19 protein-coding genes and 1 pseudogene are annotated in these 26396 nt (G+C 60.9%); 4 read left to right on the forward strand and 16 right to left on the reverse strand.

Going from position 1 to position 26396, the window contains the following annotated elements:
- The first annotated feature begins 385 nt into the window (after positions 1–385).
- The 4 genes from AXG89_RS35730 to AXG89_RS35745 all read left to right on the forward strand — a co-directional run bounded on the left by AXG89_RS35730 (position 386) and on the right by AXG89_RS35745 (position 4696).
- The gene (locus tag AXG89_RS35730; RefSeq protein WP_075358139.1) at positions 386–1342 is read left to right on the forward strand and encodes an anti-sigma factor family protein; all 957 of its coding nucleotides are present in this window, start codon (positions 386–388) and stop codon (positions 1340–1342) included.
- A gap of 89 nt (positions 1343–1431) precedes the next feature.
- Positions 1432–2391, forward strand: coding sequence for a hypothetical protein (locus AXG89_RS35735; RefSeq protein WP_075358140.1), 960 nt, complete (start codon positions 1432–1434; stop codon positions 2389–2391).
- Entirely contained in the window at positions 2388–3281 is an 894-nt protein-coding gene (locus AXG89_RS35740) for a c-type heme family protein (protein WP_062001352.1), read from the forward strand. The genes AXG89_RS35735 and AXG89_RS35740 overlap by 4 nt, the downstream gene beginning before the upstream one ends.
- 2 nt (positions 3282–3283) lie before the next feature.
- On the forward strand, positions 3284–4696 hold the full coding sequence (locus AXG89_RS35745; RefSeq protein WP_062001351.1) for a serine/threonine-protein kinase: 1413 nt from the start codon (positions 3284–3286) through the stop codon (positions 4694–4696).
- On the opposite strand, the gene tagF is transcribed toward AXG89_RS35745, so the two are convergent.
- The 16 genes and pseudogenes from tagF to AXG89_RS35825 form a co-directional block, all read right to left on the reverse strand.
- A complete protein-coding gene (tagF, locus tag AXG89_RS35750; protein WP_075358141.1) occupies positions 4693–5277 on the reverse strand; it encodes a type VI secretion system-associated protein TagF in 585 nt (194 codons plus the stop codon). The two genes, AXG89_RS35745 and tagF, sit on opposite strands and share 4 nt — an antisense overlap.
- Positions 5274–8837 carry a type VI secretion system membrane subunit TssM gene (gene tssM / locus AXG89_RS35755; protein ID WP_119024774.1) on the reverse strand — a complete coding sequence of 1188 codons (3564 nt, stop codon included), beginning with the start codon at positions 8835–8837 and terminating at the stop codon, positions 5274–5276. The genes tagF and tssM overlap by 4 nt, the downstream gene beginning before the upstream one ends.
- On the reverse strand, positions 8834–10162 hold the full coding sequence (gene tssL, locus AXG89_RS35760) for a type VI secretion system protein TssL, long form (protein WP_062002294.1): 1329 nt from the start codon (positions 10160–10162) through the stop codon (positions 8834–8836). The genes tssM and tssL overlap by 4 nt, the downstream gene beginning before the upstream one ends.
- Before the next feature lie 14 nt (positions 10163–10176).
- Complete coding sequence (gene tssK, locus AXG89_RS35765; RefSeq protein ID WP_075358143.1) at positions 10177–11511, reverse strand: type VI secretion system baseplate subunit TssK; 1335 nt, start codon at positions 11509–11511, stop codon at positions 10177–10179.
- Positions 11512–11515: 4 nt separating this feature from the next.
- Positions 11516–13018 carry a type VI secretion system-associated FHA domain protein TagH gene (tagH, locus tag AXG89_RS35770; protein WP_083637769.1) on the reverse strand — a complete coding sequence of 501 codons (1503 nt, stop codon included), beginning with the start codon at positions 13016–13018 and terminating at the stop codon, positions 11516–11518.
- Positions 13019–13030: 12 nt separating this feature from the next.
- Positions 13031–15007, reverse strand: a complete 1977-nt coding sequence (locus tag AXG89_RS35775) for a type VI secretion system Vgr family protein (protein ID WP_075358145.1) — start codon at positions 15005–15007, stop codon at positions 13031–13033.
- Positions 14994–17597, reverse strand: coding sequence for a type VI secretion system ATPase TssH (gene tssH, locus AXG89_RS35780; RefSeq protein WP_075358146.1), 2604 nt, complete (start codon positions 17595–17597; stop codon positions 14994–14996). Before tssH ends, AXG89_RS35775 begins: the two co-directional genes overlap by 14 nt.
- A 2-nt stretch (positions 17598–17599) precedes the next feature.
- Positions 17600–18636 (reverse strand): annotated as a pseudogene (tssG, locus tag AXG89_RS35785) (type VI secretion system baseplate subunit TssG).
- Positions 18621–20477 carry a type VI secretion system baseplate subunit TssF gene (tssF, locus tag AXG89_RS35790; RefSeq protein ID WP_075358148.1) on the reverse strand — a complete coding sequence of 619 codons (1857 nt, stop codon included), beginning with the start codon at positions 20475–20477 and terminating at the stop codon, positions 18621–18623. Before tssF ends, tssG begins: the two are co-directional and overlap by 16 nt.
- Positions 20478–20501: 24 nt before the next feature.
- Positions 20502–21026 (reverse strand): type VI secretion system baseplate subunit TssE, encoded by a 525-nt coding sequence (gene tssE / locus AXG89_RS35795; RefSeq protein WP_082779011.1) that lies wholly within the window; start codon positions 21024–21026, stop codon positions 20502–20504.
- Between the two features lie 2 nt (positions 21027–21028).
- Entirely contained in the window at positions 21029–21520 is a 492-nt protein-coding gene (locus AXG89_RS35800) for an Hcp family type VI secretion system effector (RefSeq protein ID WP_062001343.1), read from the reverse strand.
- Between the two features lie 69 nt (positions 21521–21589).
- Positions 21590–23086: a type VI secretion system contractile sheath large subunit gene (tssC, locus tag AXG89_RS35805; RefSeq protein WP_075358185.1), complete on the reverse strand. Its 1497-nt coding sequence runs from the start codon at positions 23084–23086 to the stop codon at positions 21590–21592.
- A 69-nt stretch (positions 23087–23155) separates the two neighbouring features.
- Positions 23156–23656 (reverse strand): type VI secretion system contractile sheath small subunit, encoded by a 501-nt coding sequence (gene tssB, locus AXG89_RS35810; RefSeq protein ID WP_062001342.1) that lies wholly within the window; start codon positions 23654–23656, stop codon positions 23156–23158.
- 32 nt (positions 23657–23688) lie between these two features.
- Positions 23689–24750: a type VI secretion system protein TssA gene (gene tssA / locus AXG89_RS35815; protein WP_083637772.1), complete on the reverse strand. Its 1062-nt coding sequence runs from the start codon at positions 24748–24750 to the stop codon at positions 23689–23691.
- A 308-nt stretch (positions 24751–25058) separates the two neighbouring features.
- Entirely contained in the window at positions 25059–25712 is a 654-nt protein-coding gene (locus tag AXG89_RS35820) for a YceI family protein (RefSeq protein WP_062002291.1), read from the reverse strand.
- Positions 25713–25728: 16 nt separating this feature from the next.
- Entirely contained in the window at positions 25729–26190 is a 462-nt protein-coding gene (locus tag AXG89_RS35825) for a DUF3455 domain-containing protein (protein ID WP_373408607.1), read from the reverse strand.
- Positions 26191–26396 lie beyond the last annotated feature (206 nt).

Raw genomic sequence — 26396 nt, forward strand, 5'->3', positions numbered from 1 at the left:
TTTTGGGATCATCGATTTAATTTTGCGCGCATGGAATTTCGGCGCAACCCTGGGTGTTCTTCTTTTAGTACGGGTATAACTTGAGGCCGTTGTTGGGTTGCCGCATTCGTGTGAAGTGGCGATTCTTCTGTGAACCATGTAATCGAATATCCCTGTCAAGCCCCTCGCCGGGCGTCGCCGGGGCCGCAACGGGGGGTTATGCTGGTTGTATGGGTGACCCGGCTTGGATATAAATAAGCCCTTAGAAACTGTGAAGAAACAGTAGAGTCCTCGAAGGTCGATTGCAATTCCAAATGAGTGTGTTTTTTTCATTGGGAAAATGCAATAAAGGGCACGAGAGAAACAAAAACATAAATCATCAGCGAAAGCGAACTGCTTAAGTCTTATGAAATCGGACGATACCCTGCTGATGGCCTACGTGGATGGCGAACTGCCGTCACACGAACGCGAGGAAGTGGAGCGCGAACTGCGCACTTCTCCCGACGTGGCTGAGCGCGTCGCGCTCTTGCAGGCTTCGCGGTTGCCTTATCGCGATGCATTTGCCGGACAGAAGCTGCCACCGGTTCCCGCCAGCCTGACGGCGAAGATCGAGGAAATGGCCCGATCGGCCAAGGCCAGGATTGATGTCAGCGTGAATGATCCCGTGGTGGAACATGCGCCCGGAAGTCCTGCGTCGTCGACCATTCGTTCGCGGCTGCGCATTGCCCCCGCTTGGCTTGCCGTGGCGTTTCTCGGAGGCGCGTTCGCGTGCGGACTCGTGCTGCGCCTCGGGCCAGGCGCAGGGCCGGCATCGAACGTGGGTGCATCGATTGCATCCGTGGGGACCGGTGTCTCGCCCTGGATCATGGCTGCAGCAAGTTACCAGCAACTCTATTCGCGCGAGACGCTTGCGAACGTCAACAGCGACACCGACCTGTCCATCAAGACCGTCGACGAAATCCGCCAGGACGATGGCCTCGCGCTGCGCATTCCCGATTTGAGCGCGGCAGGGCTCACGTTCAAGCGCGTGCAACGTCTGCGCTTCAACAACAAGCCGCTCGTGCAGATCGTGTATTTGCCCAAGGAAGGCGCGCCCATCGCACTATGCGTGATGAAAGAGGTCAAGCCGGATGCGGCGGTAGCGGATCAAACGGTTGCATCGATGACTGTCGTCACCTGGCGTCAGGCTGAACTCGGCTATGCGCTGATCGGGCAGCCGCAAGGCGTCGACCTGACCGCGCTTGGCAAGCAGATCTCCAGCAGCCAGGTCGCGCCGCTTTTCAGCCGCGACGAGTCACGTGCGTCAAGCGCCTCGCTGTTGGCATCGGCGAAAATCCCCCTGAGTACCCGCCCCGTTTTCTGACAGGCGCGGAATAATTTCATCGCTTCGCTGTTGTGTTTAATGCGCCGGCCATTTCCTGGCTCGCGGCGCATTAACGCACAGCGGAACGCATGAGCTATCGCCTCGAATACTTCCTGTTTCTGTTGCACTCCCGTCGGCCGGTCAAACGCGCGTTGTGCGGCTTGTCTGCGTTCGCGTTGCTGTGTGCGGCCTCGCAAGCGCATGCCGGCTGGACGATCGCAAGCGCCGACGCACCCGCCACGGTCATTCGCGCGACGAACGTCTATCAATTGGGCGCGGGCGAAGCGCTGCGTGACGACGACCTGGTTGAATCCGCGCCGCGCAGCGTGGTCCAGCTTCAGGACGATGCAGGCAACCTGCTCGCACTCGGGGCACAGACACGAGTGCTGCTGCAGGCGGGGCCGCGTGTATCGCTGCTCGATGGCTGGCTGAAGATCGCCCATACATGCGCAACGCCGCCGTGCAAGGCGCCGGTCGTCGATACGGAACGGGGTTCGGTCGAGCTTGGCGGGAACGCGGCGGTGGTCGTTGCGGCGCTGCCCGGCACGAATCAGGACGAGTCGACAATCGCCGTATTCAGCGAAAGCGGCACGCAAACGTTGGCTGGTTCCGCGCGTAAAAACGCCATCACGCCGGGCAGTTTCGCTTATGTGACCGCAAGCGTGCCGCCGCAGATTGCGCAGCGTCCATCGAGCGCATTCCTCACCGACATGCCTGTTGTTTTCCGCGACGCATTGCAGCGTCTGCCCATCACACCGGCCGCACACGACAGCCCTGTAAAACCGCTGCGCGCGGCGACCTACGACGATGTGTCCGCTTGGCTCGCAAGCGACTTGCCGGCGCGCAAGCGCTTCCCCGCGCGTTTCCGCTCGCGCCTCACGGACCAGGCGTTTCGCCATGCCATCGATCAAAACCTCAAGGCCTTGCCTGAGTGGCGCGTGCTGCTCTACCCGCCGCCCCCTCGACCCGATGCGCGCCAACGCGCGTTGCAAGCCGTTCGCGTCAACACCTCCGCGCCGCCCGCGAACTCACTGTATGCACATCCATGAAACGCAAACTCTCTCTTAGCGCCAAGTTCAATCTCGTCTTCCTGCTTGTCTTTGCAATCGGCCTGAGTGCGGCGGGCGTGGTCGCGGATCGTCTGTTGCAAAAGCAGGCACTCGATGAAACCGTACACGACGCCAACGTGCTGATCAGCGCGGCAGCATCGATGCAAAGCTACACCGCAACCCACGTCACGCCGCTGCTCGCCACGCAGATCAAATATCAGTTCGTGCCCGAATCCATTCCGGCGTTCTCGGCCATCGAAATGCTGAACCTGTTGCAAAAGGATTTCCCGAACTTCTCGTACAAGTCGACCATGCTCAATCCGACCAATCCGCGCGACCGGCCAACGGATTGGGAGACCGACGTGATCACGCATCTGCACGATCATCCCGACCTGAAACAGATGACAGGTCAACGCATTTCGTCGGGCAATCCCACGCTGTTCCTTGCGCGGCCAAGCCGCATCACGGACGTCGCGTGCATGCAATGCCACAGCACCCCGAGCGCAGCGCCCGCGACCATGATCGACAAATACGGCTCGGCGAACGGGTTCGGCTGGACCATGAACGATGTGATTGGCGCAGAGTTCGTGTCGGTGCCGATGACGCAACCCATCGAACGTGGCCGCGCTGTCTGGCGCACGTTCATGCTGTCGCTGACGGCGGTGTTCGCGGTGGTGCTGATCGTGATGAACGTGATGGTGAACATGCTGATCACGCGACCCATCCAGTCGCTCTCGCGCGCCGCCGATGAAATGAGTCTCGGCAAGCTTGCCGAAACACCTTTGCCAACGGGTGGATCGGATGAGATTGCGTCGCTGGCGGTATCGTTCGGACGCATGAGGACGAGCCTGATCGAAGCATTCAAGATCCTCGATGAAGGGGCGCACTGATCATGACGGCATCCGCCGACACCCCATCCGAACTCGGCCGATACCGCATCGAGCGCGTGCTCGGACGCGGCGCAATGGGTGTTGTGTATCTGGCGTTCGATCCGCAGATCGAGCGCCATGTCGCGCTTAAGACCATCCGCAACGAATTGTTGCCGGCAGGTTCCGAAGGCGGTTCGATGCACGACCTCACCGCGCGTTTCCTGAACGAAGCGCGTGCGGCCGGCCGCCTTGCGCATCCGAATATCGTGTCGGTGTATGACTATGGCGAAGCGGGCGACACGGCATACATCACGATGGAATACGTGCGTGGCGAGAGCCTCGCCGCGCGTCTCGCTCAGCATGCCCGAACGCAAACCCGAATAGAACCGGCGCGTGCCTTAGGTTGCTTTTTGCAACTCCTCGATGCACTTGATTACGCGCATCAGGAAGGCGTGATTCATCGTGACATCAAGCCTGCCAACCTGCTGATCACGCAACGCGGCGAATGCAAGATCACGGACTTCGGCATTGCGCGGATCGAAGCGTCGCATCTCACGCAACTGGGCACGGTGATCGGCACGCCCAGCTACATGTCGCCGGAACAGTTCACGGGCGAGACCATCGATGCGCGCGCCGACCTTTTCTCCGCTGCGGTCGTGCTCTACGAAATGCTGACCGGCGTGTGTCCGTTCGCGGGCACGCCGACCGTGGTCATGCGGCAAGTGTTGAGCGACACGCCTATGCTGCCATCGGAACGCGTGCCGGGCTTGGCCGGTTATATCGATGCGATGTTGATGAAGGCGCTTTCGAAGCGGCCCGAAGACCGTTACGCCTCCGCGCGTGAATGGCGCGATGTGCTGATGGGCGCGCTCGGCGCGGCGCAATCCGAGGACAGCGACCAGACGGTGATTGCATTTGCAAAGCCGATTGCGTTACTCGAAGCGCCAGAGCTCAGCGAACCTTCAATGGACTGGCCGCCTGAACTGATAGCGCAACTGGAGGAGCGGCTCGCAAGTCACGTGGGACCGGTTGCGACGATCTTGCTGCGTCGTGCGACGGCGAAGTCCTCGGACTTCAACGCGTTGCGGGAGCGGCTCGCGGCGCATTTTCCAACCGATGCCGCGCGGCGCGATTTCAACTCGCTGCTGATGCGGCTTGAGACGCCGGGGGATGGGTCACGGATTGCTTCGGGTATGAAGCGGACTTCGATGCCCAGGAACGAGCCGGTGCTTCAGGTGAGCATTGCGCCTGAGGTCTTGCAGGACGCCACGCTCAAGCTCGCTGCATATGTTGGGCCGATAGCGCGGGTCATCGTGGCGCGCGCCGCCGCGAACGTGCCTAATACGGATACGTTTTACGAACGTCTGATCGATGCCGTGCAGGAACCGGATGACCGCGATGCGTTGCGGCGGGATCTTGGCATCGCACCGGATTAACCTCCCAGCAATCGCAAGAACAACGCCGTATCCGGCGCGCCCTCGTGCCTGTGCAGCGCTTGAGCGCTCGTCCACCAAACGCTCGCAACATCGCCCTCGCTCAAAAACCGCCTGAACTTATCGCGCCAGACCAGCGTTTCAGCACCGCTATCAAGTTGCTCCAGCTCGGTCTCGAACTCTGCCAGCGAGAACTTCGCCTTCAACGTCGATAAGGCCAAACCCGCCGCATGCTCGTACCACACCGAACTGCTGTGCAGCCAGTCATCGAAGAAAGCTTGAGCCATTGGTCGAGCCACGACGAAAGGAAAATACCGCCCGACCGCGTCGATACCCGGCATCATCACGCCCGCATACGCCGTATCATCCATCACCCCGGGTTTCATCGCGAAACACCATAGCGGCATGCCGAGGAAGTCTTGCAACCAGGCGTCGCCAAGCTGTTCCTGAGCCTTGAGCAATCCGCGCTGCAACCACGTATCCCACTGCACGACAAATTCGCGCGACAAACCGCGTCCCACAAAGTCGCCATGCGTGCGCACTTTTCCGTAGAAGCCCGTGCCGGCTTCTTCAGGCGTCGTCATAGTTGCGCCGGGCATCGAAAGCGGTCGAGCACACCGGCACGAAACGGATTGACCACGCTGCTCGCCGTGAGGTCGACTGATACCAGGCCGTTGTCGAAGGTCGCCTTGAAGCGGTCGGGCTGACCCGCGGGCGTGATGCGCGCGGTATCGAGCAGATGGAACAACGCCCACGGTCCGTCCGCATGCGGCGCAGTCGTCGCTGCCGGATCGAGCTCCACATGCGCCTGCCCCGTGCCCTTGCCGCTCGGCCACTGGAAGGCAGCGGTCGCGCCTGGCGTGCTGTCGGTTGCAACCAGTTGCACGCCGTCTACATCGAGTACAAAACGTTTGACGGATGGATCGATGGAAGCAAGCTTCGCCGAGAATCGAACCGATATATCATGCCCGCCATCGCGAAACAACGCATCGCGGATCTGCGCAGCATTCTGGAACTGCGCAAGGACGTCGTCGGGTATGCCAAGCGAGCGCGCTTCCGGGCGCCAGCGCCATACAGCGCCCGACGTATCCACGCGGTTCTGCAAGTTCTTCTGGAAGAAATCATCGATCAGGCCGCCCGGCCCGAGAATCCGCCCGAAGTCATCAGGCGCGGCATCCCGCGTCGAGGTGCGCACGAGCGGATAGCGGCCATCCAGCGCTTGCCGGCAAGCCGGCGCGACCGTTGATGCCCACAGCGCCCGAAGCTGCGCACGCTGGCTTTGGACCTGAACGGTATCGGCGTTATCCGCGACACCTTGCAGCACCGCACCGAGCGGCGCGGGTGCGCCTTGCGCGAGCAGTTTCAAGCGATCGAGTGAACTCGTCGGCGGCAAGGGCAGTGATTGCTTGCGCGCGGAATCGACCGCTTGCAGCGTTGCGGCCGCTTCCTTCAATGCACTGATGGAATCGTCGACAGGCGCACCCGAGGTTGCCCCCGGCTTGCCCGCAAGATCATGCAGCGCCTGGAAATGCGTGTTGACGAGCGCGGCGCTGTCGGCACTTGCAGCGGGTTGCGTTTGACCTTCTGCGCCGCCGAGGCTCTTGCGCAATGCATCGAACTTGCCTGCGGCAGCGTCAGTACTTGCTGCCGGCGCGACGAACGTCGTCTCGAGCGCCGCCGCCGTGATCAATGCACGCAGCGGTGAGTTCTGCGAGCCCATCAGGTTCGCAACGCGCGCGCCCTGGTCGGGTGCGGAAAACGATACGACACCGACATCGCCCAGCAGTCCGTCCCACTGCCGGATGCTTTCCTCGCAGTACAAACGCGTCAATGCCGTGCGAAGTTCATCGATACCTGCTGCATCCGGCTTCGTCTCGGCGCGCCCCAGCACCCAGTCGTCCTTCGCAATGTTGGCGAGCGTCATCTCGCGCAAGCGCAGGAAAGCGGTAAAACCAGCTTGCGTATAAGCACCATCGATACCCTGCGTCAACGGCATCCCGCTCTTGCGCACGAACACCAGCAGACCACTTGGCCCCGCCGCCTTGGCGATCGAAAAATCCGCCAGATGAAGCTGCGTAAGCTGCTGCTGGATGCGGCTGTTCAGACGCTGCGCAAGCGGCACGCGGCTCAATGTTGCGCGTGCCTGGGCAATCAGGTTCTGATCGAGCGGCAAGTTTGAATCGAACTGTCCACGGCGAAAGAGCGCCTCAAGATGCTGATCGATACTCGCGCGTTGAGCATCGCTTGCGGTTTGCAGCGGACCGCGTTGCCAGTCGCGCATGGCCCAGCTTCTCAATGCGTCGGGATCGTAGTGCGTCGGGTCGCCAAGCATCAGGTACGCACGCAGTACTTCATATTGAAGCGCGGCATTGTTCGCATCGCCGCGACGCAACTCTTCTTCCATGCGCTGCACAACAATGGGCAACAACGTCTGGCGCAACAACCGCTGATACACCCGTTGCGCTTCGGCGCCGATTTTCTCGCGTTGATCGAGACCGAGCTTCGCCCACCACACATCACCGCGGCTTTCGCGTCCGGCTTCGCCGCCGGGCAAGTCCCGGGCGGCATCGAGTACGGGGAGAACTGCGAGCGGATCATCGCCGAGCGTGGTCTGTTGCACCCGCTGCTGAAGTGCTGCAATCTGCTGACGGCTTTCGTCAACGAAGCGGCGGTTCGCCCGGTCGCTGACAAAGAGTCCGATCAACCCTGCGATCAACACGGCGCCCACCGCGCCAATAGCAATCTGCTGAAACCACGCACGCCGCCGCTCGACGCGCAAGTTGCTGCCAGCAAGGCCCGCTTCCTCGAAGATCACATCGCGCAGCAAACGCTTCACGAAGTATGCGCGGCCACTCGATGTATCGGCGAGCAGCACTTCCCGTTGCAACCCGAGCGCTGCGGCCATGGAACTCATCATGCGGTCGAGCGGACGACCGCTTTGCGTGCCGCTTGTGAAATACACGCCGCGCAACAACGCGGCGCGATCAAAGCGCGATTCGCTGAAGGCGTCATCCAGGAAACGCTGCAGCGATCCTTCGATACCCGCGAACTGCTGCGGGAACGAATAGATCAGCGCGCGACGGCGCACATCGGTTTCCTGCTGCATGCGTTGCAGCACGCGCTCCTGGAGCTGCCGATGCAGCAACCGGAATTCATCCGGGAAACGTTGCAGCGGTTGTCCTGAATTTTCCGCGCCGTCTTCAGGCGAATGCGGGAACGTCACGCCCCACACTTGCTCGCGTTCGTCGCGGCCGAGGTCATCGAAGAATTCGGAGAAGCCGGAGAGCATGTCGCTCTTCGTGACTACCACGTACACCGGGAAACGCATGCCGAGCTGCTTGTTCAACTCGCTCAGGCGTTCACGCACCCACGCCGCGTGCGCTGCACGTTGGGCATCGGTCTGCTGCAACAAGTCCGCTGCCGATACGACGACCATCACGCCGTTGAGCGGACGACGCGGACGGTATTTGCGCAGCATTGCGAGAAATCCGAACCATGCGCCGCGATCCGCTTCGGCGTGACTGTCTTGCGTAGTGAAGCGGCCGGCGGTGTCGAGGAGAACGGCGTCGTCGGTGAACCACCAGTCGCAATGACGCGTGCCGCCAACGCCGCCAATCGCCTGCGCGCCGAGGCGGTCGGCCAGCGGAAATCGCAACCCTGAATGAACCAGCGCCGTCGTTTTGCCTGCACCCGGCGCGCCAACGAACATGTACCACGGCAAGTCGTAAATGGTCTGGCGGCGCGCACTGAACCACGATTGCCAGCCCTTGCCGTCTTTGCCCGTCGCGGTGGTTCGAAGCGTCTTCAATGCTTCCTCGAAGCGCGTGCGCAGGATGGCGAGATCCGCATCGGCGGCCTTGCGTGCTTCGCTCGGTTTGCGATCGGCCGGGTTCACCGAATCCGCGATAAGACTGCGCACGAAGTTGGAACTCGCAAGCCGCGCCTTCACGGCACGCGCGCCGAAGTACACCGCCCAGCACGCGAACAGCAGCGCGATCGCGATCCATCGGCTGGTCCCACTTCCTAGCGGCTCGCTGCCGTTGAACGCGAGCAAGGGTCCTTCGAACCACACAATGAACGCCAGCGCCAACATGCCGAAAAACGACATGACCACCGGCTTTCTGAATCCGTTCAACCACCTCATGACGCGGCTCCTGGCGAAAGAATCACAATGGCAACGCGACGATTTTTCGCGCGGCCCGCGGGGGTATCGTTTGGTGCAATCGGCTCGGTGTCGCCGCGTCCTTCCGCGCTCAGGCGCGAGGGCGAATCGATGCGCGCCGCGATGATCGCGCGCACGGTATCGGCGCGCGCCTGCGAAAGCGCCACGTTCGACGGAAACCGCGCCGAGATGATGCGCTGGTTGTCGGTGTGGCCGACCACGACCACGTTGCCCGGTTTGTCCTGCAATGCGTCCGCGATGCGCTGCATCAGCGGAGCAAAATGTGGATCGAGGTCGGCGCTGCCCGATGCAAACAATTGCGTGCCCGTCGCCGTGTTGTTGATGGTGACTGTCGTGCGGTCTGCCGAATCGCCGACCGTCACCAGCCCTTGCGCAATCTCGGGCGCGAGGAAACCGGCCAGCGTGGCGGCAAGCTTGGGTGCTGCATCGACCTTCGATGCGAGTACAGGCGCGGGCGCCACGCGTATCGACCGCATCGAGGCGAACACCGGGTCCGAAAAGTCGTTGATTCGAAAGCTCAAAACGAGGCTGGCGGTCACGAGCACGAACGCGGCAAGTGCAAGCGCGACCCATAGCGGCACGAATTGCAACAGGCGCTTGCGTTCGCGCGGCGCGGGTTGCCAATGCGGCGACAACGCGCGTTCAACCGGCGGGCGCTGCGCACGGACCATCTGTTCGAGCCGTTCGCGTATCACGTCGAGCTGCGTCTTGCCGCCTTCCATCAGGCGGTATCGTCCGTCGAAACCCAGCGCGAGCATCACGTAGATCAGCTCGAGCAGATCGACATCGATAGCAGGGCTTTGCGCAAGACGCTGCAGGATTACGAAAAGACGCTCGCCGCCCGAAGCTTCGTTGTGGAAGGTCACCAGCAAACTGCGGCGGCCCCACACGCCGGCACCCCACGGCGTGGCGGCAATCGATTCATCGATGAACGTGCACAGGCAATAGCGTGCCGGGCCAAGCTGCGCATCGGGTACGCCGAATGCGCGGCCGTTGGTTTCGAATGTGCGCACCATCTGGATCAGTTGCGTACGCAGCGCCTCGAGATCCGGATGGCTCGTCAGGCGCCGCAACGGCAATGCGAGTTCAAGCAGCGGGTTCGCGGCGCGCAACAGCGGGTTGCGGCCGGCGAGCGTGGCGTCGAGCGGCGCCAAAGCTGGCGCTGCCGCCGCGGTTTTTGCCGTAGCCGGGCGCTCGCGCTTGAGGCCGGGCGTCGGCATCATGATCGTGCGCGCGGCGTCGAGGAAACCCGAGTCGTCGATAGTCGGGTCCGTGTCGTTAGTCATTGCAGTGTCCTTGTTCATCGACGGATGGCCCAGCATTCCATCGTCAGGCCAGGGAACTCGCCGGCGACGTGCAGCGCCATTCCAGCCGACGCGTTGAGTGCTTGCCAGCCTTCGTTCTTGTCGTCGAGTTCGAAGTAAGTGAAGCCCGCATGGAACGGAAGCTGGCGCGGCGCGACCGGCAACGCGCGCAAACCGATGCCCGGCAATTGCAGGTTGACGAGGTCGCGAATTTTTTCGACCGCCCCGATCTTCACCTGGCTGCCGAACGCGGACAGCAGCGTTTCGGTGGATACCTGGGCGCGCACGGCGAGCACAAAAGTCGCATTCGTGAAGAGCGAGCGATCCGCGACCAGGGCGACGCGCAGGCCGTACTTGCGCTCCTCCAGCGGTATGGAGACCACGCCCGGATCAGCGACGCGACTCAAAGCAAGACGCAACGCTTCGATCACCGGCGTGAACGTTTGCTTCAACCGGTCATGCCGATACACGGGGAACGCCGGCGGCCGCCGATCACGCTGACTGAAGGTCGCCAGTTCTCCCGCGAGCTGCACAGTGGCCTGGAAAAGCGCTTCGGGATGCAGTCCGGTCATCGAGCCAAAATGCGCGACCAAGGGCTGCGCGCGATTGACGATCTGCAGCAGCAGGAAGTCGGAGATCTCCGCCATGCCCGCGGCTTCCGGCTGCGACAACCGGGCCGCCAGCGCCTCGCCGCGTTGCTGGAGCAGACCGTTGAGCTCGGTCGAGAAGCGCGCGAGCTTGCCCGCGACAGTGAAGTCCAGACACGGCGCGCAATACTCTTCGTCCAGCACCACACGCGAATCGCTCAGGCGTTCGATCACACGCGCAACGCCCACATAAGCATGCGCATGCACGACGTCCGGTTCGAGCGCGAGTTTCATCCGCAGCTTGCCGACCTGCAACAGCGTGCTGACGGCGTCGGGATCGTTGCTGTCGTGGACTTCGAACTCTTCCGTCCGATAACGCGCGAGGTTGTAGGCACGCTCAGGTCCGCCCGACTCGGTCGCGCCCGGCCGGCGAACCGGCAGTGCGAGCACCACGAGCAGGCTCGCCGTGCCCTCGGGAATGTCGAGCGGCTCCGGGAGGTCGTCATCGGCGGGAAGGTTGAACGGCGTGCCATCAGGCAGGACGCCCGCAGCCGAGCGCAGCGCGAACTTGCCGAGCTTCAACAGCGCTTCATCGATTTCCACCGATGTGAATCCCCAGCCGTAAGCACGCAGGCTGTCAACGCGCGCTTCGAGTTGCGTCTGCACGTGCCGGTCGTGCTGCTGCAGATGCTGCGGCTGCAGGAACATGCCTTCCGACCAGATGACCTTGCTATTCCAGTACATGGCGTTATTCGCTTGGAGTTGAACGTGTGAGTGCGTCGAGTTGCGCCTGGTACGCGCGGCTGAAGGGCTCGCCGAAGGTGCGCTGGAAGTCGTCGCCGGCGTCACGCGCCACGTCCTCCCAGGTATCGACGAAACGCTGCCAGAGGCGCGCGCGGCGATTGCCGAGCAGCGCATCGATGCCCTTTGCCGGTTGCACCGACCGGTCGATCGTCACTGGATCGATGCGCGACATTGCGTGTTCGAGTGCCGCGCGCATGCCGGCGACGACAGCGAGTTCGTGCGTCTGGATATCGTGGAAGGCTTCTTGCAACGCGTCTTCAGGCGCGAGATATCCCGCGCCGCGTGCGCCGAGCATCTGCGTGAGCGCCATGTCGACGTCGGGGAAAAACTTGAGCGGATTGTTGTCGCGCTCTTCGATCAACGTCATGGCGATACGCGTCTCGCGCTTTGCCATGGAGCGTGAGCGCAACGCGGTCATCGTGCCCTGCGTCGCGACGCGCAGCATGCCGCCTACAAGACGCGCGAGGTCATTTGCGGGGATGTGACGGACAGTGCCGGCGTCGATGCCGAGACCTTGCAGGAGGGCTGTCAGCGTGGCGTCATCGCCGGTGGAGGGCGTTGCAGCGACCGGTTCCGGGTGCTTTGGCTGAGGCGTTGGTGCAGGCGCTGGTTCCGGCAGCGCCAGAAACTCCGTCGCTGGAATCACCGGCGCAAGCTCGTCGTGCATCTCGACCGGCGGGATAAACGGGTCGAAGTCCTCGGGAATGATAGGCGTCGCCGGTCCGTCCAAAACCGGCAACGTCGGCACTGCGTTCATCGCGCGTTCCGGCGATATGTGTTCGAAACCCCTGCTCGACCCCGACACCGAAAACGGCGACACTTCGTGTTTCGCCGGACCGATCCCAAGCGGGCTGTTGCCGGCGCCGAGGGCATCGATAAGCTCCTGATTCGCATTCACCCCAAAACGCGCAGGCTCACGCAATAGCGGCGTGGCCGCGAGCGGATCGGGCGTGAATGGAGTATCGGCGCGACTATCCTTCGATGCTGCATGCGGCGCATTCCAGTCATCCGGAATCAGCGGCGCGGCCGGCTTCACGTCCCAGTCCGGTTTCTCCGGCAACGGCGCCGATGGTATGGACACATCCGGGCGCGTCATCATGGTCATGTTCTCCAACTCGTGCTCGATGGACACATCCAGCGCATACGGACCGACCCGCAGACGATCGCCATCATGAAGCTGCGCCTCGCGTGATCCGTCCAGTATCTGGTCGTTCAGCAACGTGGGATTGCTGCCTGCATCGACCAGGATGAAAGCGCCATCGCGCCATTCAATGCGCGCCTGCACGCGCGAGATTGCGCGTTGCGTGTCGGGCAGCACGACGGTGCATTCGGGCGCGCGGCCAAGCGTGCCGCCGGCTGTATCCAACTCGATATCTTGCGGTGCGCTCAAGACGCCGCCACTCACGGTCATCCTCAACTTCGCTGCCCTGGACTGATTCGGTGACATGCGTAAAGCTCCTTATTTGACGACCTTGCGCGAGCCGTCGTCGGCATCGCGCGGCGGGGTCGGCGGCGGTGGCGGCACGCTCACGGGAACAGGAGGAATGCCGGGACCGATGGGTATCGGGATACTCGACATCTCGATGGTCTCCGGACCAATCAAGATGTACGAAGCCCCCGCGCGCAACGCGATGGTCGCGGTCGCCTCGATCTCCACGGCCATGCCCGCCTTGATCTGCACGGCCAAGCCGGCGTTCAGCGAATAGGCTTCGCCCACGAACTGGTTGTGCGCCGTCATGGTCGCGGCCGTCACGCCGCCGAGCACGCTCGACTTGCTGCTGCCCATTACCGTGTCGTTGCGCGCACCGTTCGTCTTGATGAACTCGCTGCCGCTTACGCTCAAGTGACGATCGTGTTCCACGTTCATCAGCGCGTCGTGCTTGACCCACGTTTCATGATTGCGTTCGGCGTGAAAGAACAGTTGTTCGTCGCCCTTGCGATCATCGAGCCGCACTTCGTTGTAGCCGCTGCCGCCCTTGGTCGAGTTGCTCTTGAGCGTGGAGATGGCCGCGTTTGCGGGCAGCTCATACGGCGGCATGTTCGTCGAGTTGTAGACCGCGCCCGTGATCACCGGACGGTCCGGATCGCCTTCGATGAATTCGACCAGCACCTCCTGCCCGATGCGCGGAAGCTGCATGGATCCCCAGCGTTTATTGGCCCAGCTTTGCGATACACGCACCCAGCATCGGTCGAGCTTTTGCGCGCCCGACGACTGCGCGAGTTGTTCACAGTGGAACTGGACCTTTACGCGGCCGTATTGATCGGTGAGGATTTCATCGCCATCGGGGCCGACGACTACCGCCGTTTGCGGACCGCCTACGCGCGGCTCCGGCGTGGTTCGTGCCGTACGGAACGTGTTATCCGCGCGGATCGCGGTAAAGCTGCAATCGAAGATCGGCAACGTGCTGTCGCTCGTCGATACATACGCGTCGGAGACGATCTCCGCACGTGTCTCCGTAATCAGGTATTGGCGATCCTGTGCGGTCGCCGGATGATCGCGCAAACGGATCAGCCCGCCCGGGATGAGACCACGCGACGTGCTGCGTGCACTGATGGAATCGTTCTGCGTTTGATGAATCTCGATGTTCACGCGTGCGAGACGATCGCCATCCGCGGCCTTGACGTGACCCGTCAGGTGTTCCTGCATCACGTAACGCGCGGGATCGAAGGGCGCTGCGCGGGTTGCCCGCGCGACGAGACCGTGGCTATTGCTCACCGATGCCTTCTCGAAGTCGTACTCGTTGACTTCGTATCGTCCAGTCTGCAACGTCGCGCCCGACACCCACCGGTACACGCACTCTTCATCCTGCTCGGGCGTGTCCCAAGCCTGGTACGGAATGGTCTCGTAATGCGGAATGGGACGATGTTCGCTATTCGAGTCGGTCAGCACTAGCGTATGTTTGCCGCCCGTGTACTCGAAAAAATAATGAATGCCTTCGCGCTCGAGCAGACGGCTTACGAAGTCGAAATCGGTCTCGCGATACTGCACGCAATTTTCGAGCGGCGGATAAGCTGCGCTGCATGCATTGCGGAAATCGATATAGAACGGTTCGAACACCGCGCTTACGATCTGCGGAACCGTCTTTTGATAAAAGAATCGCCGATGCGACGATTGCGTCAGCAGCCACAAGCGCGGATGCACGATGGCTTCGTAACGCGCCATGCGGTTATGCGTGGTGTCGCCGGGGACAATGAGCCGCAACGTAGTGACGATGCCATTGAACTGGCGCTCGCCGGCCGCCGGATAATCGAGCGTGACGGACAGGTTCTGGCCAAGCACGTCGCCGGGATCGATATCGTTGCGCGGGCTCAAGAATGCAAGCTGGAATTCATTCATGCGGCCGAGCGCTTCGATTGTCGACATGCGCATGAAGACCGCCGTGTCGCCAAGCGCGGCGCATTCCATGCGGACGTGGCGAGTACTAGTCGAAGGCATAGGTGAACTCCTCTGCTTCAACGCCCACATGTACGCGTGCAAGCGGTTTTCCATCGATCACGCGCGTCAGGAATTCCGTGCTGATCCGCGGCAACAGACTGTTGGTGAGGATCGCGTCGATCATGCGTCCGCCGCTTTCAAGCCGCGTGCAACGCACGGCGATCTGACCGACCACGTCTTCGTCGAAAGTGAACGGCACCTGATGTGTACGCGTCACACGTTTCGCCACCCGTCCGAGTTGCAAGCGGATGATGGAGCGCAGCATCGCGTCGCTGAGCGGGTAATAGGGGATCGTCACCATGCGGCCTAGCAACGCCGGCGGAAACGTGTGCAGGAGTTCCGCATGCAACTGTTCTTCGATGGTTTCCATCGCCGGCATGTTCTCTGGATCGCAGCACAGATGCGCAATGCATTCCGTTCCCGCGTTCGTGGTGAGCAGGATCAGCGTGTTGCGAAAGTCGATGGAGCGGCCCTCGCTGTCTTCCATCCAGCCCTTGTCGAATACCTGGAAGAAGAGTTCGTGAACATCGGGATGCGCCTTCTCCACCTCGTCGAGCAGCACAACGCTATGCGGCCTTCTACGCACGGCTTCGGTCAGCACGCCACCTTCCCCGAAACCGACATAACCGGGAGGCGCGCCTTTCAGCAGCGAGACCGTATGTGCTTCCTGGTATTCGCTCATGTTGATGGTGATGAGGTTTTGCTCCCCGCCATAGAGCAGTTCGGCGAGCGCAAGCGCGGTCTCCGTCTTGCCCACGCCCGATGTTCCCGCGAGCATGAACACGCCGACCGGTTTGTTTGGATTGTCGAGTCCCGCACGCGACGTGCGAATGCGCCGTGCGATCATCTCGGTTGCGTGACCCTGACCGATGATTCGCCGGTCCAACAGCTCACCAAGACGCAGCACGTTGTCGATATCGTTCTTCACCATCTTGAGAACGGGCACGCCGGTCCAGTCCTGAACCACCGCTGCGACCGCTTGCCGATCCACGCCGGGCAGGATCAATGGTGCGTCGCCTTGATGCTCGGCCAGCAACGCCTGTTGCGATCTCAGCGCGGCAAGGTCTGCACCGGCAGCGCCATCGCGTAGTTGCGAACGGCGCGCGAGGATGTCTTTTACGAGTTCGCGTTCCACGTTCCAACGCGTATCGAGTTCCGCGAGTCGCTGCGTTTCTTCTTCCAGCGCCTTCGATGCCACCTTGTGACGCGCGGCTGTATCGATGCCGATCAGGCTTTCGCGCGTGATGACCTCGAGTTCCGTCTTCAACGCGGCGATGCGTTTCTGCGCGTCGTCCACTGCCGGCGGCGTAGCGTGCTGACTCACTGCAACGCGGGCACATGCGGTATCGAGCAGGCTTACGGACTTGTCGGGCAACTGACGCGCCGGAATGTATCGATGCGACAGGCGCACGGCCGCTTCTATGGCTTCGTCGAGCACTTGCACGCCGTGATGCTTTTCCAGCGCACCGGCAATGCCGCGCATCATGGTGATTGCGCGTGCTTCGTCCGGCTCGCGCACTTGCACGACCTGGAAACGCCGCGTCAACGCCGGATCTTTTTCTATGTACCGCCGATACTCCGACCACGTCGTCGCCGCGATCGTGCGCACGGTGCCGCGGGCAAGTGCAGGTTTCAGCAGATTGGCGGCATCGCCGGTTCCGGCTGCGCCGCCTGCGCCCACGAGCGTATGCGCTTCATCGATGAAAAGAATCACCGGGCGCTCCGCCGACTGCACCTCCTCAAGCACCTGGCGCAGGCGCGTTTCGAACTCGCCCTTGACGCCGGCACCTGCCTGGAGCAACGCTACGTCGAGCGTGCGCAGCGTGACATCGCGCAGCATGGGGGGAACATCGCCGGCCACGATTCGTTGCGCCAGTCCCTCGACCACGGCCGTTTTCCCTACACCCGCCTCGCCCGTCAGAAGCGGATTGTTCTGGCGGCGCCGCATCAGGATGTCGATGACCTGACGAATCTCATCGTCGCGACCGACGATTGCATCGAGCCTGCCTGAGCGTGCTTGTTCCGTGAGGTCGACGGTGAAGCGCTGCAATGCGTCCTGATTGGTCGCAGGCATGGCGACTGCCGCTGACGGCGCATTGGAGGCTTGCACATTCTCGGGCGAATCCGCGAGCAAAACGTCGAAGTCATTCACGAGGTCATCGAGTTTCACTCGATCGAACTCGCGCGAAATCCCGCGCAACGCGTTGCGTAAGGCCGGCGTCTTCAACGCGCCGACAATCAGATGCGCGCTGCGCACTTTCGCTGCATCGAACAACAAGGACCCATACACCCAGCCGCGCTCGACAGCTTCTTCCAGTTGCGAAGAGATGTCCGTGATCGATGTAGACCCGCGCGGCAAACGATCCAGCGCTTCTGTCAAATCACGCGCGAGCGCCGAAGGCTCCACGCCAAAATGCTTGATGATCCGGTGCAGATCCGAGTCGGGCAAGTTGAGTAGCTGATGCAGCCAGTGAGTCAGCTCCACATAAGGATTGCCCCGCAAACGACAGAACGTCGTGGCACTTTCCATCGCGCGATAGCTGAGTGTGTCGAGTTTGCCGAACATCACGGCGCGGCTGATTTCTGCCATGGTTATTCCTGTGCGAGAGTCTTGACGCGGCCGTTTCGGCAGAGCGGTTTGAGTAGGAGTTGCGTGGCGTCGGACGCAGCCGGACGTGTTAACAACCATGTTGTGTAACCAAGACGCTGTAGCCGCCCGAGAGCAAGACGGGGTACTTCTGCGCGCTGCAATTGCAGGTTCAAATCCCATTCGAGCGGATCGCGCACGTAGTTGCGGATCCAGTCCGCAAGACGCACGAGGCTCGCGCCGCCGGGCAGGAATCGCTGATAGTCGGTCATCGAAAGCGGACCCAGCGCAACGCGGAACTTGTGCTGCCGGTCCCACGCTCGGCCCCAAGCATGGTGCCGAGGCCGAGGCGGCCGCTTTCATCGGCGGCGCCCAAACGGCTCAGCGAACGCGCCGGCAAGTCGATCCAGTGACCGACGTTCTCCTTCACTTTCACCGGGACGTTGAAGAAGCGCATCAACACAAGACGCAATCCGGCGGCGTGACGGGTCGGACCGCTGAGTACGCCGGCAAAGTGAAGCTTTGCGAAGTCAGGAATGCTGTCGCGATTGCGCAGCGCCGGTTCGCCGAGCCCGAAGGTGCTGCCGACATATGCGGAAAAACGATCACCGTTGTTGCGGTCAAGGCTCACTGTCGGCTGCGCCACCGCCCATGATCGATAAAACAGCGACGTCATGCGGTGATGGAACACATCGAGAAACCGCGCAAAGGTCGGGTCGTTGGCGTTACGCGTGCGGTCACGGATGTATTCGGTGAGGTGCGTGGGCATCGGGCCATTCGGTCCCAGCAGGCCGAAGAAATTCACGACCAGCTTCGGCGCTTTCTTATCCTCACCGTTCAAGCTGAAACTGCGCAACGTGGTCGGAAAGAAGATGAGGTCCGGTTCCTGACCGAAGCGCACGGCATCGTCACGCGGCCGCAACGATGAACCCACTCGCGGCAAGCCGGGATACGCGCATTCGAGCAAGCGCACGGCCTGGAAAAAGTCGAAGCTTTTTGCATCGGCGGAAAGCCGGTCGAGGATGGTCACAGCGTTTTGCATAACCCACTCCCCGGCGCCCAGCGCATGATTTCGCCGCGCGTTGCGCTCGTGACCACCGTCTCGGTGAACGAATTCAGCGATACATATTGAGTGAAGAAGCGCGCGAGCACCGCGCCAAAGAGAAACGCGCTTGCGCCTTCGAAGCCGATCTCATCGATCAGCAGGTTGATCTCCAGGCCTCGGCCAAATACGATCGGTCCGCGCGACGGCAAGCGACGCGTCACAGGCTGTGTATCGATGGAACGAAGACCGTCGACCTGTCTCGCCGCCGCGCCGTCACCAGCGGGCGCATAGAGGCCGAGCAGATCGCGCATGGCTTGCGCACCCTGACCGTCGTTGCTGTCCACAAGCGACGCATAGTTCAAGGACAAGTGGCTCAGAAGCCGCCATGCAACCGGACCCTCTGCATATGACGGCAAAGGCCGGCTAGGGCCGCCGATGCAACGCGCGCTGAGCACAGGCACTTCCAGGTCGACGGTGAAATCGGTCGCCGTATCGCCGAGCGGCATGGTCAGCGTCAGGTCGCGATTGGTGCACAAGACGCTTAGCCCAAGTTGATGGAGTTCGCCCGGGTATGGCGCGTCGGATGTATCGACCAAAGCGATGAACGTCTCGCTGCCAAGGTAATTCGAGCGCACGCCGCGTTCGGTTTGTCGCGATGAAGGCAGTCGTTTCTCACGGCGCACCTGGTAAAACGCACCATCGCCCGAGTCGTGAATACCCATGTCGCGCACACGATAAAACGGCTGGAACGGCAATTCAGCGCCGCCGCCCGCGCGATATCCGGTCACGCCTTGAATCTGATACACCTCGAAGTCCATCGGCCGCGTGCGATCCACCACAACGTGATGCTCGAACTGTTCGCCGGTCACCGCAATGCGGTCGGTGCGCCGCGGAAACAGGTTGATGCACGGCGTGCAGTGCAGGGCAAAGTGCGATGCATCGATGAGTTGTTCGAGCGCCTGATCCACTCGCGAGAGCAACACGATCAATTCGATTTCGTCACTGTCGCAACGGGCCATGCTAGGTTTGAGTCCATCGACGGAAACAAACATGAAGCGCGGTGAAAACGCGAAATACTCTTGCAGCAAGCGATACCCGGGAAACGACCGGCCGCTCACTGGAAGCAAGGCTTCGTCGTCGGAGAAGCCGAGCGGTCGAATGGACGATGCAGGAAACAGCTTGCCTTCAACAACTACGCCAAGCGTTGACCCAAGCAACAACTCATATAAACGCGCTGGCAAACCCTCTCCGCCGCGCAAATAAAGCGGCAGGTTATCGAGCGAAATATCGCTGATTTTTTGATTGTTCAGCGCACGCAAACGCAGGCGCAATCCCGCTTTCACGCCGCGCGGCAACGCTACGTCAACGCCCGCGAGCGTGCCTGTATGCGTGAACAAACGCGCTTCAATCAATTCGATGGGCCACATCGTCATTGCATGCGAGGTACGGAATTCACAGCGCGTGGAACTTTCGCCATCGAGCCGCCCGTGCAAGGCCGTTCCGCGAGGGACCTGAACGCCATCGGCGAGTGACGGATGTGTCATGTCAGGCTGCACTTCCACGATCGTCATCGCCGGCGTCGGCGCGAGATAGTGCGGATAGACAAGCTCTGCAAGATGCTGCGTGAAGCGTGGAAACTCGGCGTCGATCTTCATCTGCACGCGCGCCGAGAGGAAGCTGAAGCCTTCCAGCAAGCGCTCAACATATGGATCTGCGCATTCGAAACTTTCAAGCCCGAGGCGTCCCGCGACCTTCGGAAATTCCTTCGCGAATTCCCCGCCCATCTCGCGGACGTGCTGAAGTTCCTGGCTGTAATACTCGATCAGTTTTGGATTCATGGTCGGGGTCGGTTATGACGCGGTTCAGTTCGCACCGGCTTGCTCGGATAAGTTGACCGTCCCTGCTTCCAGGTCGAGTTCGGTGCGCAAATAGAGACGTTCCGGGACAGGGTGCGCATGCAGATCCCCCTCCACGATGAACGCCATGGCGTTATGCTCGCCGGTCGTCTCACCTGACTGCACGGCACGCACGCGCAGCGTGCCGGGGAGAATTCGCGGTTCGAACGCACGGATGGTGTCGGCCATCAGACGCTCGATCTGCACAATGTCCACATTCGACGCACTCTTTCCCGCAAGGTCGGAGAATCCGAAATTGAGCACTGAATCCGCGACATGCGGAAACCGTTCAATGTCCTGCGACGCAGAAAGCCCTTGCGCATTCAGGAGCCATCCGAGATCGCGCATCACGCTCTGCCGCAACGCCCGCGCAGAACTCGCGCGTTGCTCACGTACCTCGCGGGTCGCATCGCGGTCGTGATCGGTCAGGCGTTCGAGCAGCGAGGGCTGGATGCGCCCTGCGTTGCGCGCGATCGTCGGCGGCTTCGTCACGATCACGCTTCCGCGTTAGCGGGGATGTTCCACTTGCTTTCGACTACGCCGCCGAGTGCCGAGCCGGACGTCGGATCTTGCTGCTGGTAGCTCACGTGGAATTTTTCGAAGTTGAGCGTGACGGTCTCGGTGAACCGGTCTTCGCCGTCCGAGCCACCCGTTGAATAGTTGGTGACGAGCACTTTTTCCAGTTCGATGATGTAGTACTCGAGCGGCTTGGTTCCGCCGGCCTTGCGCACGGTCAGCTTGCCGGTCGGATAGTGCTTGCCGGTCGTGCAAGCGGTGACAATGGAAGGCGTCGAGCGGTCGGTATATTTGGTGACCGACAGGTCGTGGACCGCGACCTTGCCGCCGCCACCGCCGGTACCGAGGTGCATGGTCCCGGACTGGCTCAGGCCCCAGCTCCACGAGAGAATATCGATCTCGTCCTTATGCACTGAATCCAGCGATTCGCCCTTGACTGTACCGAGATCCAAGAAAATATCGACTGCCATGATTTGTTATCCTAAATAGATGATTGCGATTAAACAAACGTTCGGACCAAGCCCGGTGACTAAAAAGAGTTACGCGGCTTTTGCTGAAGGCAGCTTCGACACCAGACGCAACGAAACCGTCAGACCTTCGAGTTGGTAGTGCGGACGCAGGAAGAACTTCGATGTGTAGTAGCCCGGGTTGCCTTCGACTTCTTCCACTACCACTTCGGCTGCAGCGAGCGGCCTGCGTGCCTTCGTCAGCTCCGACGAATTCTCGGGGTCTCCATCCACGTATTGAAGGATCCAGTCCTGCAGCCAGCGCTGCATATCGTCCTTCTCCTTGAAGCTGCCCACCTTGTCGCGGGCAATACATTTCAGGTAATGCGCAAAGCGGCTGCAAGCGAACAGGTACGGCAAGCGCGCTGCGAGATTCGCGTTGGCGGTTGCATCCGGATCTTCGTATTCGACCGGCTTGTTCAGCGATTGCGCTCCAATGAACGCAGCAAAATCCGAGTTCTTCTTGTGCACGAGCGGCATGAAACCGTTCTTCGCTAGTTCCGCCTCACGACGATCGCTGATCGCGATCTCCGTCGGGCATTTCATGTCGACGCCGCCGTCATCGGTGGGAAATGCATGAACCGGCAGGTTCTCCACCGCGCCGCCCGACTCGATACCGCGGATTCGCGAGCACCAGCCATACGTCTTGAACGAGCGGTTGATGTTCACCGCCATTGCGTAGGCCGCGTTTGCCCATGCGTATTTCGATGCATCCGCGCCGGCCGTGTCTTCTTCGAAGTCGAACTCCTCGACTGGGCTCGTCTTCGCGCCATAAGGCGTGCGCGCAAGGAAGCGCGGCATCGCGAGACCGATGTAGCGCGAATCATCCGAGTCACGCAGCGAACGCCATGCGGCGTGTTCCGGCGTCTGGAAAATCTTGGTCAGGTCGCGTGGGTTGGCAAGCTCCTGCCACGAGTCCATCAGCATCACGGCAGGATCGGCGCCTGCGATAAACGGCGCGTGCGCGGCCGCTGAAATCTTGCCCATCTGCGTCAGGAAATCGACGTCCGGACCACTGTTGTCGAAGTAGTAGTCCGCAACCAGTGCGCCGTAAGGTTCGCCGCCGAACTGGCCGTATTCTTCTTCATAGAGCTTCTTGAAGAGCGGGCTTTGATCCCACGCGACGCCCTTGTATTTACGCAACGAGCGATGCAAATCGTTCTTCGAGATATTGAGCACGCGCAGCTTCAGCGTCTCATCGCTTTCCGTGTTGGTCACGAGATAATGCAGGCCGCGCCACGCGCTTTCGAGTTGCTGGAATTGCTCGGTGTGCAGGATCACGTTCACTTGAGCGCTGAGCTTTTCATCGATCTTCGCAATCAGCGATTCAATGGTCGCAAGCGCGTCTTCGGAGACGAGATGCGTGTCTTGCAGCACCTGTTCCGCGAGCGTGCGTACCGCGCTTTCCACGGCTTCCTTGGCTTTGTCGGTGCGTGGCTTGAACGCCTTTTGCAAGAGACGTCCGAACTCGCCGGATGCATCCGCCTCGGTGGTCGGAGTTTCCTGCGTGCTGGTCGTTTGCTGCTGCATGTTGTCGCTGGCATCTGCCATGATTGGTCCTCTTGGCTTGCTGGTTGATAGGGATTCAGGCGTGCAGGATCACGCTTGCGGCTTGGGTGCGGAAGCCAGCGCGCTCAGCAGGGCTGGATCTTCCAGCAGCTTGCCGACCAGCTTCTCCGCGTCGGTCTTGCCGTCCATGTAGGTCAACAGGTTCTGCAACTGGCTGCGTGCTTCGAGCAACTTCGCTAGCGGCTCGACCTTGCGTGCAATCGCCGCCGGGGAGAAGTCGTCCATGCTTTCAAACGTCATGTCCACGCCCATCTTGCCGTTGCCCGTCAGCGTGTTCTCGACCTGCATGGCAACGCGTGGCTTCATGGAGCGCAGGCGTTCGTCGAAGTTATCGATGTCGATTTCGAGGAACTTGCGATCCGCCACCGGCTGCAGCGATTCTTCAGGCGTTCCCGAGAGATCCGATAACACGCCCATGACGAAGGGCAGATTCACCTTCTTTTCCGAGCCGTAAACCTCGACGTCGTACTCGATCTGCACGCGCGGCGCACGATTGCGTGCGATGAATTTCTGACTGCTTTCCTTGGCCATCTTCCTGTTCTCCGGTGAATGAATCGAACGAGCTATTCGGGTGCCGACATGCCGGCCGTTCCAACTACGCTGGTCAGTTGAGCCAGCCCTTCGGGTGCAAGGTCTTTCAGCAAGTCGACGAACGACTTGTCGACAAGTCCACGTGCACGATGCAATAACAGCGGCACTGGACTCGAGGGTTCGTGGCGTGCGTAGTAGTCGCAAAGCCGGTCTAGGGTCGCGATGACATCCGCGCGAGTGGCAAGCTGGTTTGTTCCCGGCGCAGGGATATTGGTCGTGACCGACGCGTGCGCGGTTGTGTGCGCGTCCGGTTCCGGCGTTTTGTCGACGCCCAGTTTTTTCAGGCAATCGCCAATGAGCGTTTCACCTCTTCGCAACGGCGTCTTCAACGCAGCGAGGTCCAGCGCTTGCGCCATGCCGACGCGTTCCGTCAGCACGACCTCGATCCGTTCCGCGTACGCCAACGCCGCGCTGAATGCAGCCTTCAGCGATACCGCGCGATCGACCGAGGCTGCTATCGCCGCTTCGATTTCCGCAAGGCTCATCACGGCGCGGGCGGGTGGCAGGGGCATATCGCCATTGGCATAGAACCATTCGCGCAACGTGAGCAGCAACGTTTGCGATGGAGGCTGCGGCAACAATGGCGTATCGAGTAGTTGTCCAAGCACGCCCGATGTATCCACAAAAGCGGCGAGCGCATTGATGCGTGCCGTCGGGTCGCTGCCGTCGTTCGTGTCGAGTTGCGGATGTACGTGATTCCAATGACGCTCCAGCAGGCCATCCGCGAGCGCGAGTCCATCGGTAAATCCAGCGACGCCTTCAATGGCGAGACACGCCTGCGACAAGAACGCAACCACTCTCAAGTCGCGGCTGCGCGACATCAACTCGACGCACAACGTATTCGCTGCACTCCAGTCGGGCGGGACGGCCGCAACCACGGTCTTGCCATATTCCGCTTCAGGCTTCCCGTTCACCGCTTCTTCCAGCAACCGGAACGATGGGTCGTATTCAAGATCCGCGCCGCAGGTGAGTTCTGCGGAGACGTCTTCGAGCCAGGCGGCCCACTCGATATGCGTGATGAATTCAGGTGTCATGTCGGAACTTCAGAACAGCTCGGTTAGGTAACTTATTCAAGCGTCAATCAACACGTCTCTTACCTAACAAAACATCTTGAAGCTTGGTTTATTCCGAATTTTTTTGCAGGCCGCACATCGAAAATGTTTCTGAATGAAACAGGGGTTCCTGCCGGAGGTCAAAGCAGGTATTTCCGCGCGATGCGGTATCAAACAGCTTTGGCAATTGGCAATGAACATCGGATACCTAACCAATGGATGCAAAAAAAAAGCGCGCTTCAAAATCACGCGCACTTTAGATGACCGCAATCTGCTCATTGAGGCGCTGCTTACTGCCCGTCCGCATCGAACTCCGCCTGAATCGCGACATGTACGTCGTCGCCCACAGCCGGATACCATGTCGATAACCCGAATTGAGCGCGACTGAAGTGACCATCGGCGGAGAAACCGAGGGTTTCTTTTTTCGTCAGCGGGTCTTTGGCATGACCGTTGAACGTGACCGCCAGCGTCACTGGCCGCGTCGTGCCACGAATGGTGAGGTCGCCGGTCAGCTCGCCCTTTTGATCCCCCGTGCGCTTGAACTGCGTACTGACGAAATGCATGGTCGGGTACGTATCCACGTTCAGCACGTCATTGCCCTTGATCATCTTGTTGAGAATGGGGACATTTGTGTCCAGGCTGTTTGCATCGATAGTCGCCTCCACCGTGCTTTGTTCCATACCGCCCGCGTTCCAGTTCAGTTGCGCATCGGCTTTATCGAAGCGCATCACAAAGCGCGAATACTTGAAGTGGTCCACGTCGAAGCTGACGTTCCAGTGATGCTCGTCGAGCTTGTAGCGCCCCGCTGGAACGCTGGTTTCATTCGGCGACACGGAATGCGTCACCACGCTGAGCGCCGTGCAAGCGGACAACGAAATCAATCCCGCCACCAGCAGTCCCGCGCGAATTGTGTGAAAGCTCGATAAGAATCTGGACTGCATCATGGTCGTCCTTGTCATGCTATTTGTAGAAAGCGTAGTTCGCGATATACGGAGAACTGCCCGTCTGGTGTTCCGCTGTACACGCGGCCGCGGGCATCAGACCGCCGACGGTATTGATGCGTTGAACATAGCGGATATTGGACAGCGTACCGCTCGCGCCCGCGCTGTGTGTTTCCAGCAGCAACTGCGGGATGCTTTCAGCGGTTGCGCTGGGCGTTTGCGCAAGCACGTGGCCGACTATACGGCTGCCATCGTCCGCTTGCCATGACGGTCCGGCCGCATGCTTGATCACGGCTTGCCCGCTGGTATCGTAAAGCGTTGCAAGCGGACTCTTGAATACCCACGCCAGGTGATGCTGCGCATCGTATTCGCATGAATAGACCTGTACGCCGGAAGCGGTCGTGGACATGACCTGTTCCGCTTGCGGCGGGTCGATGGATGCCGCGGCGAATGCGCTAGAACACGTCGCGATCGCTGACACAAACAACGCGGCTGTACGAATGGAACGACTGGACAGAATTGACATGACATCCCCGCTTGAATGCTTCGACAAAGCCGCGCCGGCAGGCACCGGGGTCCCGGATGCAACAAGACGACGGAGGGAAATGAGCAAGTTGAACATGGGTGGAGCCCGTAAGTGTGGAGTGGTTGCGGCCGTTACCGTCTGGTTTCTCCTGGCTGCTTTCG

This window comes from Burkholderia sp. PAMC 26561 (genome assembly GCF_001557535.2).
Taxonomy (GTDB): Bacteria; Pseudomonadota; Gammaproteobacteria; order Burkholderiales; family Burkholderiaceae; genus Caballeronia.

What these genes read in the sequence shown, in the direction of transcription:
- AXG89_RS35730 (WP_075358139.1), top strand. Translation starts at nt 386, where the DNA reads ATGAAATCGGACGATACCCTGCTGATGGCCTACGTGGATGGCGAACTG.
- AXG89_RS35735 (WP_075358140.1), top strand. Translation starts at nt 1,432, where the DNA reads ATGAGCTATCGCCTCGAATACTTCCTGTTTCTGTTGCACTCCCGTCGG.
- AXG89_RS35740 (WP_062001352.1), top strand. Translation starts at nt 2,388, where the DNA reads ATGAAACGCAAACTCTCTCTTAGCGCCAAGTTCAATCTCGTCTTCCTG.
- AXG89_RS35745 (WP_062001351.1), top strand. Translation starts at nt 3,284, where the DNA reads ATGACGGCATCCGCCGACACCCCATCCGAACTCGGCCGATACCGCATC.
- tagF (WP_075358141.1), bottom strand. Translation starts at nt 5,277, where the DNA reads ATGACGACGCCTGAAGAAGCCGGCACGGGCTTCTACGGAAAAGTGCGC.
- tssM (WP_119024774.1), bottom strand. Translation starts at nt 8,837, where the DNA reads ATGAGGTGGTTGAACGGATTCAGAAAGCCGGTGGTCATGTCGTTTTTC.
- tssL (WP_062002294.1), bottom strand. Translation starts at nt 10,162, where the DNA reads ATGACTAACGACACGGACCCGACTATCGACGACTCGGGTTTCCTCGAC.
- tssK (WP_075358143.1), bottom strand. Translation starts at nt 11,511, where the DNA reads ATGTACTGGAATAGCAAGGTCATCTGGTCGGAAGGCATGTTCCTGCAG.
- tagH (WP_083637769.1), bottom strand. Translation starts at nt 13,018, where the DNA reads ATGTCACCGAATCAGTCCAGGGCAGCGAAGTTGAGGATGACCGTGAGT.
- AXG89_RS35775 (WP_075358145.1), bottom strand. Translation starts at nt 15,007, where the DNA reads ATGCCTTCGACTAGTACTCGCCACGTCCGCATGGAATGCGCCGCGCTT.
- tssH (WP_075358146.1), bottom strand. Translation starts at nt 17,597, where the DNA reads ATGGCAGAAATCAGCCGCGCCGTGATGTTCGGCAAACTCGACACACTC.
- tssF (WP_075358148.1), bottom strand. Translation starts at nt 20,477, where the DNA reads ATGAATCCAAAACTGATCGAGTATTACAGCCAGGAACTTCAGCACGTC.
- AXG89_RS35800 (WP_062001343.1), bottom strand. Translation starts at nt 21,520, where the DNA reads ATGGCAGTCGATATTTTCTTGGATCTCGGTACAGTCAAGGGCGAATCG.
- tssC (WP_075358185.1), bottom strand. Translation starts at nt 23,086, where the DNA reads ATGCAGCAGCAAACGACCAGCACGCAGGAAACTCCGACCACCGAGGCG.
- tssB (WP_062001342.1), bottom strand. Translation starts at nt 23,656, where the DNA reads ATGGCCAAGGAAAGCAGTCAGAAATTCATCGCACGCAATCGTGCGCCG.
- tssA (WP_083637772.1), bottom strand. Translation starts at nt 24,750, where the DNA reads ATGACACCTGAATTCATCACGCATATCGAGTGGGCCGCCTGGCTCGAA.
- AXG89_RS35820 (WP_062002291.1), bottom strand. Translation starts at nt 25,712, where the DNA reads ATGATGCAGTCCAGATTCTTATCGAGCTTTCACACAATTCGCGCGGGA.